Raw genomic sequence first — 2,417 nt, 5'->3', positions numbered from 1 at the left:
TTCGTCGGCAGCGTCAGATGTGTATAAGAGACAGACCCCTTTGGGATTACCTAATAAGTTTGGATATGTGATGTATGTTATTTTTGCACTATTAATTCCATTAATATTTTATAATAATAAAAGAAACAAACAGTATTTAACGAAATATTACTTTTTCTATACGTATGCAATTTTAAGTTTTGTAAATGATCTAATCACATACTGGAATATGCCTAATGAATTTTCAAGTGGGAATGCAGTTGAGCTTTTTCTTGTATTATTATCTCCTATTTTTATAAACAAAAAATATTTCTGGATTGTTACCATAGGATTAATAGCTAAATATCTGTTGAGTGGTGTGATACTTGTAACTGTAAGGGTTGGTCTTCCGATTGTATTAATTATACTACTGGGTATTGTGGCATATATTCTACTTACGAGGTTTTATGGATACGTAAATGCACTAAGCACTTCCTACGATCAACAAATGGTTGGAATTGTAAAAGGTGTAATAGCTGCCCTTGAATTAAAAGACCCATATACAAGAGGTCATAGCGAAAGGGTTGCGAAATACGCATTGGTATTAGCAAAAGAACTAGGAGCTTATTCAAAAGAAGAATTAAAATCCTTTAACTATGCATGTCTATTACACGATATTGGTAAAGTTAATATCCCAGATTCAATCCTAATGAAACCAGCAAAATTAACAGATGAAGAATATGAAATCATTAAAACACATCCGGTTGTCGGGGTAGATGCAGTTAAAAGTGTTGAAGGATTGGGAACAAGTTTAAGTATTATACGTTCACATCATGAAAGATGGGATGGTAAAGGATATCCTGACCAGCTTAAAGGTGAAGATATTCCATTAAATGCACGAATCACCGCAATAGCAGATGCATTCGATGCCATGACTTCTTCTCGTTCCTATCGTGGAGCCTTACCTGTTGAAGAAGCATATAATCGAATAATTCAAGGGCAAGGCACTCAATTTGATCCAAACCTTGTGGAATTATTTAAAAAAGTATATCCACAATGGATTGATATACAAAAAGAATCATAGAAAATATTATATTTAGGTGGTGAAAACATTGAAAATCAAAAAGTTAAAAAAAATCAAAGCAACTTGCTGGTGGTGTGTTTTTATACCAGGACAAGGAAAATAATAATTTTTGAAGAAGGATGCTTATCATAGATAATAGCATCCTTTTATTATGTGAAAAGGGTAGGTGTGAAGATTGCAATTAACTACTGAATCAATTTTAAGTTTACATGAGTTAGAGATTCGAAAAGATAAGAAACATTATATTATTGAAGATTTAGTAACTCACGAATTTTATGAAATGCCAGTAGTCTGTATTGATGCAATTGAGTTGATTAACAGCGGCTTATCGCTTGGTGAAATAGAACGCCTACTCAAAGAAAAATATCCCAAGGAAGAAGTCGATTTACTAGACTTTGGCCATCAATTGCTAGATTTAGATTTAGTCGATATGGTAGATGGAACAAAAGTAAGTGTAGAAAAGGCACGTATTCCTGAAGAATTAGGGGTTACATGGATTTCACCCAAAATAGGGAAGATCTTCTTTAATCGGTTTACTCGCTTTTTCTATCCATTACTTTTATTAGTAAATATCATGCTTTTTATTAGTCACACTAATCTTCTTCCGAGATACCAGGATTTATTTGTTTTTGATACGATGATGTTTAATATTCTTTTGTATGCGGGAATTTCGATAGTTTTAATCTTTATGCACGAAAGTGGGCATATTTTAGCGATTCGCTCGTTCAACCTTCCAACTCAATTACAAATAGGAAATCGATTGTTTTTTGTTGTGTTGGAAACAGATCTAACAAAAGCTTGGAGTCTTTCTTCGAAGGATCGAAATCTCTTATTTTTAGCGGGGATTTATTTTGATAGTGTACTTCTTTTTATTACATTAATTTTAAAGATGACGAATCCATTCTCCTCAGGAATGATGAATGGGATCATAGGATTAATTACGTTTGATATTGTAATACGAATCATTTATCAGTGCTGTATTTATATGAAAACAGACCTTTATTATGTGTTTGAAAATAGCACTGGAAATTATAATTTGATGGAAAGTAGTATTGAATTTATAAAAGGTCGTTTTTCTAAAAAACATATAGAACAAAAAAATAGAGTGATTATTTTTTATTCCTTTTTCTTTTTGGTTGGAATATTATTAACTTTCACAATGTTTGGTTTTTACTATATACCGCAATTAGTTTATATGGTGTCAAATGTACTACCTGGGTTTACTGAATCTGTGTCAACCCTTCAATTCTGGGATGCTGCCGTTTTTTGTGCACAGTTTTTAATCTTGTTTATATTACTTTTCTTTTCATTAACTAAAAAATACGGAAATAGGAAAAAATATAGGACTATATACTCCTGTCTCTTATACACATCT

General features: G+C 31.8%; 2 protein-coding genes. Both read left to right on the top strand.

Going from position 1 to position 2,417, the window contains the following annotated elements; translation table 11 throughout:
• Nucleotides 1-1,042 (top strand): HD-GYP domain-containing protein (locus tag E1I69_RS24005; protein WP_136382007.1); only part of this gene is annotated, 1,042 nt, incomplete at its 5' end.
• A 175-nt stretch (nt 1,043-1,217) separates the two neighbouring features.
• Nucleotides 1,218-2,417, top strand: a 1,200-nt coding sequence (locus E1I69_RS24000) for a hypothetical protein (protein ID WP_136382006.1), incomplete at its 3' end; no start/stop codon positions are given.

This window comes from Bacillus timonensis, from assembly GCF_004799755.1.
In the GTDB taxonomy this organism is placed as follows: Bacteria; Bacillota; Bacilli; order Bacillales; family Bacillaceae_L; genus Ferdinandcohnia; species Ferdinandcohnia timonensis_A.
This window is presented reverse-complemented; position numbering and strand designations above follow the sequence as displayed.